The organism is Pseudonocardia pini, from assembly GCF_013870575.1.
GTDB classification, from domain to species: Bacteria; Actinomycetota; Actinomycetes; order Mycobacteriales; family Pseudonocardiaceae; genus Pseudonocardia; species Pseudonocardia pini.
In genome coordinates this window covers 1-7,886 of record NZ_JACBXB010000203.1, presented here as the reverse complement: position 1 = coordinate 7,886, position 7,886 = coordinate 1, and the positions used below count along the sequence as shown (strand labels likewise).

Below are 7,886 nucleotides of genomic sequence, written 5' to 3'. Positions count from 1 at the left end.
GATCGACACGCCGACGACCACCACCGCGGCCGCCCCCGCCCTGCCGCGGGTCCTGGCCACCGTGCCGCTGGCTGGCGACCCCCGCTCACTGGTCGTGGACGGGCGGGAGGCGTACTCCGTCGTCGTCCCGCAGCGGTTCACCGACCAGGTCGTGGCCGTGGACCTGGCGAGCGAGACCCCCGGCCTGCCGCTGGTGGTCTCCGAGGCGGGCGGCGGGATCGCCGTCGACTCCGGCGGGCAGCTCTGGGTGCCGCGGTGTGTGCCCGGCGGCGGGGCCTGCGGGCTGGACCGGGTGGAACGGGAGGGGCGGGTCGTCGCGGGTGCGCCGCTCGACCGGGTCCCCACGAACCTCGTGCTCGAACAGCGGACCGGCCTGGCACACGTCGTGGACCTGAACCGCAGCGGCACGAGCTCGGTCGTCACGGTCGACACCGTCACGAACACCGTCGTCGGCGGGCCGGTCCCGCTCGGCTCGGGCAACGCCACCCTCGCCCTCTCCCCCGACGGCGACGTGCTCGCGTTCGCCGACGGAACGTCGCAGGTCTCGGTGGTGTCCGCCCGGTCCGGACAGGTGCTCGGCGCCGTCGCGACGCCCGAGGGCACGACCCACACCGCCTTCTCCCCGGACGGCACCCGGCTCTACGTCAGTGCCGGCATCGCGGGGGCGGTGGTGGCCGTGGACCTGGCCACGCAGACCCTCGTCGCGCCGCCGACCGTCGTGGACACCGGGCTGGCCGGGATCGCCGTCTCCCCGGACGGGACGCGCGTCTACGTCGCCGACTCCGACGGCGGCACCCTCCACGTGCTCGACGCCGCGTTGCAGCCGATCGGCGAGGTCACGGTCGGTGGTGCGCCGACCGAGGTGGTCGCGGCGGGCGACCGCGTCTACCTCACCGACACCGCCGACGACAGCCTGGTCGTCCTGGCCTCGTGAGCTCACAGGAGGGCCGCGGCGCGCTCCCCGATCATGACCGCGGTCGCGGCGGGGCCGCGGCGCGGTGCGACGGGCAGCACGCTCGTGTCCGCCACGCGCAGCCCGTCCACACCCAGGACCCGCAGGTCGGGATCGACCACCCGGCCGAGGGCGGCGCTGCCGCAGAGGTGCACCGAGGTCGTCAGCACCTGCTGGATCCAGCCGTCGAGGCGGCGGTCGTTGCCCAGCACGAAACCCTCGGGGCCGTCGCGTTCCAGACCAGCCGCGCGCAGGACGTCCGCGGCGGTCCGGATCGCGGCCCGCAGCCGTCGGCGGTCGGCCTCGGTCCGTAGGTAGCGGTAGTCCAGGCGGGGCGGCGCCAGCGGGTCCGCCGAGGTGATCGTGAGGTCGCCCCGGCTCTCCGGCCGCTGCAGCGCGCACATCAGGTGGACCGGCCCGTCCGGGGTGAAGGGGCGCGCGAACAGCAGGATCTCCAGGTCGCCTGCCGGGTCGGAGCCGGAGTCGAGGTTCAGGGCGGCCTGGCCGGCGACGGCGTCGGGGTCCGGGGGCGGGCCGGGCCAGCGAAAGGGCAGGTAGACGCTCGGATGGTCCGACCAGCCCTGCCCCACGGGCAGCTCCACCCGCTGCGGCACACCGGCCGTGCGGAGCACCGCGGCGGGCCCGATCCCGCTGTGCAACAACAGGTGCGGGGTACCGACGGCCCCGGCGGCGAGCACCACCGTGTCCGCGCGGACCACCCCCGCCGTGGTCTCCACCCCGACCGCCCGCGAGCCCTCGAACAGCACCCGGAGTGCCCGGACGCCGACACGCACGTCCAGGCCGCGTGGGTGGGTCGTCGAAGGCCCCGATCCGCCCGGGGGCACCGAGGTCGGGGGGACGGCCGCGCCCCAGGGGGCGGGGAGGAACGCGGTGGCGGTGCTGATCCGCACCCCCTCCGCCGCGTTCGACGGGACCAGGCCCCAGCCGGGCGGACCGCCCGCGTTCTTGTCCGGCTCGGCCGGGTGGCCGAGCGACTCGCAGGCCGCGAGGAACGCCGGGGTGACCGGGGCCAGGAAGCGTCCGGCCGGGCGGCGGACCCGCAGCGGTCCGGTGCCGTACCCGAGATCGAGATCCGTGGCCGTCCGCGAGTAGTACGGCTCGACGTCCGCGTACCCCCAGCCCGGGACGGCCCAGTCCGCGAAGTCCTGCGGCACCGCCCGCACGAAGTACGCGCCGTTGATCGCGCTGGACCCGCCGACCACCCGGCCGCGCGGCACCCGCACGACCCGGCCCCTGATCAAGGACGCGGAGTACGCCCAGTTCAGCGGGTGGTCCGGGGCGGTCGCGGCGAGCGAGGCCGCGCTCGTCACGTCCGGCAGCGTGGACGCCGGGCCGGCCTCCACCAGACACACCGACCGGTCCCCGCGCTCGGCCAACCGGCCCGCCAGCACGCAGCCCGCGGATCCCGCTCCCACCACCACCACGTCGACCATCGCCCGTGAGCATTCCCTACTTCGCGGCCTCGGACCGGGAGCACGAAACGTGCTCTCAGCGCTGTCGGGACCGCGCTGTGTGCACGCAACCGACGATCTTGCCGCGCTGAGAGCACGAAACGTGCCAACAGGGCGGGCGCCACCGTTTGGGAGGATGCCCCCGTGACCGACCCCGCTCTGGATCTCGCCGACTTCGTGTCCGCCTCGCCGACGCCGTACCACGCGGTCGCGGAGGGGGTCCGGCGCCTGCGGGCCGCGGGGTTCACCGAGCAGGTCGAGACGGCCGAGTTCGACACCGCCCCCGGCGGTCGCTACCTGGTGCGGGACGGCACGCTGCTCGCCTGGCACTCCCTCGGCGAGCCCACCCCGCTGCGGATCTTCGCCGCGCACACCGACTCCCCCACGCTCAAGGTCAAGCCGCGACCCGACTCCGGCGCCGCGGGCTGGCGCCAGGTGAACGTGGAGGTCTACGGCGGCGCGCTGTGGAACTCCTGGTTGGACCGCGACCTGGGCCTCGCGGGCAGGCTCGCCCTCTACGACGGCACTGTCGTCCCGGTGAACGTGGACCGGCCGCTGCTGCGCGTCCCCCAGCTCGCGATCCACCTGGACCGCCAGGTCAACCAGGGTCTGGAGCTCGACGCCCAACGCCACCTGCTGCCGATCTGGGGCCTCGGCGAGGTCCGCGAGGGCGACCTCGTCGAGTTCCTCGCGGCCGAGGTCGGGGTGGACCCGGGCGCGGTCGCCGCGCACGACCTCGTCGTCCACGACCTGACGCCGCCTGCTCGCCTGGGCCGAGACGGCGAGCTGCTCGCCGCCCCCCGGCTGGACAACCTGGCCTCCGTCCACGCCGGACTGTCCGCGCTGGTCGAGGCCGCCGAGGCCGGAACGACCGTCCCGGTGTTCGTCGGGTTCGACCACGAGGAGATCGGCAGCGGCTCGGCCACCGGGGCCGCCGGGCCGCTGCTGGAGACCCTGCTGACCCACCTCGCCGGGGGGTTCGACCGGCGGGACCGGATCTTCGCGGCGTCCCGGGCGCTGTCGGTCGACGTCACGCACGCGGCGCACCCCAACTACCTCGAGCGCCACGACCCGCACCACCGCAGCGTGCCCAACGGCGGCCCCACGCTGAAGGTCAACGCCAACCAGCGCTACGCCACCGACGCCCCCGGCGCGGCGGCGTGGCACCGCGCCTGCCTGGGCGCGGGCGTGCCCACGCAGGTGTTCGTCGGCAAGAACACCGTCCCCTGTGGGACGACCGTGGGCCCGATCGTCGCGACCCGGCTCGGCATCCGAACGGTGGACGTCGGCGTCCCGGTGCTGTCCATGCACTCGGCCCGCGAGCTCTGCGGCGTCGACGACCCGGGGTACCTCGCGGCGGCGGGTGCGGCGTTCCTCGCCGATCCGGCGTAACCGACGACGGTTACGGTCGGCCGATGGAGGACCCCTGCTTCGCCACCGCTCGCGAGATGGCGGCCGCGCTGCGCGCGGGCGAGATCTCCGCGCGGGAGCTGACCCAGGCCCACCTCGAGCGGATCGACTCCTGCAACGGGGCGGTCAACGCCGTCGTCACGGTGACGGCGGAACGCGCGCTCGCCGAGGCGGCGGCCGCGGACCAGCGGTTCGCCGCGGGCGAGGAGCTCCCGCCCCTGCACGGGATCCCGATGGCGCACAAGGACACCCACGCCACCGCGGGCATCCGCACGACCAAGGGCTCGCCGATCCACGCCGACGACGTCCCCGAGGCGGACGAGCTGGTGATCGAGCGCCTCAAGCAGGCGGGCGCGATCACGCTGGGCAAGACGAACGTGCCCGAGTTCGGCGCCGGGTCGCACACCTTCAACCCCGTCTTCGGCGCCACGCGCAACCCCTACGACCTGTCGCGCAGCGCCGGGGGCAGCACCGGTGGCGGGGCCGCCGCGCTGGCCTGCGGCATGCACGCCCTCGCCGACGGCAGCGACATGGGCGGCTCGCTGCGCAACCCGGCCTCGTTCTGCAACGTCGTGGGCCTGCGGCCCGCGGCGGGCCGGGTGCCGACCTACCCCGACGAGGCCGCCTTCTTCGCGCTCAGCGTCCGCGGCCCCATGGCGCGCACCGTGTCCGACGTCGCGCTCCTGCTCTCGGTGATGGCGGGCCCGGACCCCCGCAGCCCGATCGCGATCGACGTCCCGGGCTCGACGTTCGACGTCCCCCTCGATCGCGACCTCACCGGCCTGCGGGTCGCCTGGTCCCCCGATCTCGGCGGCATGATCCCGGTCGACGCCGCCGTGACCGCGGTCCTCGAGCCGCAGGTGCGCGTGTTCGAGCAGCTGGGGGCCACCGTGGAGCGCGCCGATCCGGACCTGCGCGGTGCCGACGAGGTGTTCCGCACCCTGCGCGCCTGGTTCTTCGCGATGTCCCTGGGCTCCGTCCTCGGCAGGCACCGGGACTCGATCAAGGCCACCCTCGTGGGCAACATCGAGGAGGGCAAGCGGCTCAGCGGGGCGGACGTGGCACGGGCCGAGATCCTGCACTCCGCCCTCTACCAGCGGATGCGGGTGTTCTACCAGGACTACGACCTGCTCGCGCTGCCGGTCTCGCAGGTCCCGCCGTTCCCCGTCGAGCTGGAGTTCCCGACCGAGATCGCCGGCGTCACGCAGGGGTCGTACATCGACTGGATGCGCTCGGCGTACCTGATCACCGCGTTCGGCCATCCCGCGCTGTCGGTGCCCGCCGGGTTCACGCCCGACGGGCTGCCCGTCGGGTTGCAGCTCGTCGGCGCGCACCGCGGGGAGCTCGCCCTGCTGCAGGCGGCCCACGGGTTCGAGCAGGCCACCCGGTTCGGCGAGACGCGCCCCGGCATACTCCGGCGATGAGGTTCACGACGACCGTGGAGTCGGCGGGGAAGACGGCCACCGGCATCGAGGTGCCGACCGAGGTCGTGGCGGCGCTGGGCTCCGGGCGCCGACCCGCCGTCGTCGTGACGCTCGGTGGACACACCTACCGCAGCACCGTCGCCGTGATGGGCGGGCGGTTCCTGCTCCCGCTCAGCGCCGAGAACCGGCAGGCCGCGGGCCTGGCGGCGGGCGACGAGGTGGAGGTCGAGATCGCGCCGGACACCGCGCCCCGGACCGTCGAGGTGCCCGCCGACCTGGCCGCCGCCCTGGACGCGGAGGGCCTGCGGGAGCTGTTCGACGGGCTCGCACCCAGCCGTCGCAAGGAACACGTCCGGACGGTCGAGAGCGCGAAGGCGGAGGCGACCCGAGCGCGTCGGGTCGCGAAGGTGCTGGACGTTATTCGGCCCCCGGCGCCCGAGTAGGGCGCCGGGGGTCGAGGGCACGCGTCAGCTCCCCCTGACGCGAGAGTCCTGTGCTTCGGCGAGGATGCGGGTCGCGAGCCCCGGGATCAGTGCGTCCCGGGAGAAGCGGTGCCCGAAGTCGGCGTACGCGAGCAGCTCCCGATGGAGCAGCTCGCCGATCTCACCCGGGTACATCCGGCGGGCCCGCAACGCTGCGGCCCTGAGGTCCGTCTGCTCGGCGAATGTCATGTCCCCGAGGGTCCTGGTCACCTGACTTCGTCTCCTTTTCCGATGCCTGAGCAGCATGGACCCCGATTGGAGCTTGCACCAGGTGGGAGAACTGCGTACGCAGGATTGAGGACGGGGCCGCTACCCTGTCCCGACCGTTCCGAGGGGGAGCAGCGATGCTGATCACGACCATGAACGACGTCCCCGGCAGGCAGATCACCCACGTGCACGGCGAGGTCTTCGGACTGACCGTCCGCTCGCGCAACGTCGGCTCGCAGATCGGCGCCGCCTTCAAGTCCCTCGCGGGCGGTGAGCTCAAGGGGATGACCAAGAACCTCGAGTCGAGCAGGCAGGAGGCGATCGACCGGCTGATCGCCGCCGCCGAGGCGCACGGGGCCAACGCGATCGTGGCCATGCGGTTCGACACCACGGAGATGGGCGACACCTGGACCGAGGTCTGCGCCTACGGGACGGCCTGCACCATCAGCTGAGCCACCGCGTCGGCCGCCTTCAGCGCGGACCCGGTCAGCACGGTGACCACGCGCTCCCCCGGGTCCAGGGCGCCCCGGGCGCGGAAGGCGCGCAGGGCGGGGAGCACCTGTGCGCTCGTGGGCTCGGCGTACAGACCGGTGCGGGCGAGCTCCATCGTGGCGGGCCCGATCTCCGCCTCGGGCACCGCGACCATGTCCCCACCGGTGGCCCGCACCGCCGCGAGCACCTCCGGCGCGCGGACGGGGCGGGCGATCGCGGTGCCCTCGGCGACCGTCGGGCGGGGATCCTGCTCGGGCAGGCCGTGGAACGCCCGGACCAGGGGCGCGCAGTGCTCGGGCTGGGAGACCAGCAGCCGCGGTGGGCGGGGGATCTCACCCGCCGCGACCAGCTCGTCGAACCCCAGCCTGCAGCCCAGCACCAGGCTGCCCGCCCCGCACGGGAGCACGACGGCGTCGGGAGCGGTGAAGCCGAGGTCCTCCCAGATCTCGTAGGCCAGCAGCTTGGTGCCCTGCAGGAAGTAGGGGTGCCAGTTGTGGCTGGCGTAGCACGTGGTGGCCGAGCGGCGCACCGCCTCGTCCGCCGTGGCCTGCCGGGTGCCGGGCACCAGGTCGACCGCGGCGCCGTGCGCGCGGCTCTGCTGGACCTTGGCCGACGACGTCGACGCGGGAGTGAGGATCGTCGCTCCGATCCCCGCCGCCGCGGCGTAAGCGGCGACGGACGAGCCGCCGTTGCCACTGGAGTCCTCGAGGATCGCCGCCACTCCCTGGGCGGCCAGGACCGAGATCATCACGGTGGTCCCGCGGTCCTTGAAGCTGCCGGTCGGGTTGAACCACTCGGGCTTGACCCCGACCTCCATCCCAGCGAAATCCCTGGTCAGCAACGGTGTGCAGCCCTCTCCCATGGAGACGGGCGGCACCGCGAGCGGGAGCGCGGCAGCGTAGCGCCACTGGGAGCGGACGCCTCGGTCCACCTGGTCCCGAGTGATCCCCGGACCGGGTTCGACGAGCAGCGGGGAGCCGTCGTCGCCCCGCCACCGGGGCGCGTCGAGGGGGTACCTCTGGCCTGCACGGTCGATCAGCACGAGGCCATCGTGCAGGGGTAGGTGGCGCGCCCGTGGGTCGACCACATAGATTCTCCCGTGAAGAAGGGGGCATCTCGATGGCCGAGCACGGTTCCGGTGGCAAGAACGCGAAGGGCGCTGCGATCATCGCGGGCGTCGTGGCGACGGCACTGGTCATCTACCTGCTGTACGTGATCACCGGGTTCGAGGCGCCGCTGGGTGCCGACCTGCTGGAGATCATCGTCGGGATGGTGTCCTTCGGCGCACTGTTCCTGCTGCTCTCGCGGCTGGTGTTCCCCAAGTTCGAGCAGATCTACGCCGAGCGCAACGCGAAGATCGACGGCGGCCTCGCCCAGGCCGAGAAGACCCACGCCGAGGCGCTGGAGCTCAAGGAGCAGTACGAGGCCCAGCTCGCCGAGGCGCGGG

General features: G+C 74.0%; 9 protein-coding genes. 6 read left to right on the top strand and 3 right to left on the bottom strand.

Annotated elements, in window-relative coordinates; translation table 11 throughout:
• On the top strand, positions 1–934 hold a 934-nt coding region (locus H5J29_RS13895), incomplete at its 5' end, for a YncE family protein (protein WP_181781368.1).
• Positions 935–936: 2 nt separating this feature from the next.
• Here the strand turns inward: H5J29_RS13895 and H5J29_RS13890 are convergent.
• Positions 937–2,406: a GMC family oxidoreductase N-terminal domain-containing protein gene (locus H5J29_RS13890; RefSeq protein WP_181781367.1), complete on the bottom strand. Its 1,470-nt coding sequence runs from the start codon at positions 2,404–2,406 to the stop codon at positions 937–939.
• 162 nt (positions 2,407–2,568) lie between these two features.
• Between H5J29_RS13890 and H5J29_RS13885 the strand changes: the two genes are divergently transcribed.
• The 3 genes from H5J29_RS13885 to H5J29_RS13875 are packed head-to-tail and all read left to right on the top strand — an operon-like array spanning position 2,569 to position 5,701.
• Positions 2,569–3,816 (top strand): M18 family aminopeptidase, encoded by a 1,248-nt coding sequence (locus tag H5J29_RS13885; protein WP_181781366.1) that lies wholly within the window; start codon positions 2,569–2,571, stop codon positions 3,814–3,816.
• 23 nt (positions 3,817–3,839) lie between these two features.
• Positions 3,840–5,258 carry an amidase gene (locus tag H5J29_RS13880; RefSeq protein WP_181781365.1) on the top strand — a complete coding sequence of 473 codons (1,419 nt, stop codon included), beginning with the start codon at positions 3,840–3,842 and terminating at the stop codon, positions 5,256–5,258.
• Positions 5,255–5,701, top strand: coding sequence for a YdeI/OmpD-associated family protein (locus tag H5J29_RS13875; protein ID WP_181781364.1), 447 nt, complete (start codon positions 5,255–5,257; stop codon positions 5,699–5,701). The genes H5J29_RS13880 and H5J29_RS13875 overlap by 4 nt, the downstream gene beginning before the upstream one ends.
• Before the next feature lie 24 nt (positions 5,702–5,725).
• Here H5J29_RS13875 and H5J29_RS13870 read toward each other — a convergent pair whose 3' ends face one another.
• Positions 5,726–5,950 carry a hypothetical protein gene (locus tag H5J29_RS13870; RefSeq protein ID WP_181781363.1) on the bottom strand — a complete coding sequence of 75 codons (225 nt, stop codon included), beginning with the start codon at positions 5,948–5,950 and terminating at the stop codon, positions 5,726–5,728.
• 134 nt (positions 5,951–6,084) lie between these two features.
• Between H5J29_RS13870 and H5J29_RS13865 the strand changes: the two genes are divergently transcribed.
• The gene (locus tag H5J29_RS13865) at positions 6,085–6,399 is read left to right on the top strand and encodes a YbjQ family protein (RefSeq protein ID WP_181781362.1); all 315 of its coding nucleotides are present in this window, start codon (positions 6,085–6,087) and stop codon (positions 6,397–6,399) included.
• Here H5J29_RS13865 and H5J29_RS13860 read toward each other — a convergent pair.
• On the bottom strand, positions 6,372–7,301 hold the full coding sequence (locus tag H5J29_RS13860; RefSeq protein ID WP_281375968.1) for a pyridoxal-phosphate dependent enzyme: 930 nt from the start codon (positions 7,299–7,301) through the stop codon (positions 6,372–6,374). The genes H5J29_RS13865 and H5J29_RS13860 overlap by 28 nt on opposite strands.
• A 257-nt stretch (positions 7,302–7,558) precedes the next feature.
• Here H5J29_RS13860 and H5J29_RS13855 point away from each other — a divergent pair.
• Positions 7,559–7,886 (top strand): F0F1 ATP synthase subunit B (locus H5J29_RS13855; protein WP_181781361.1); only part of this gene is annotated, 328 nt, incomplete at its 3' end.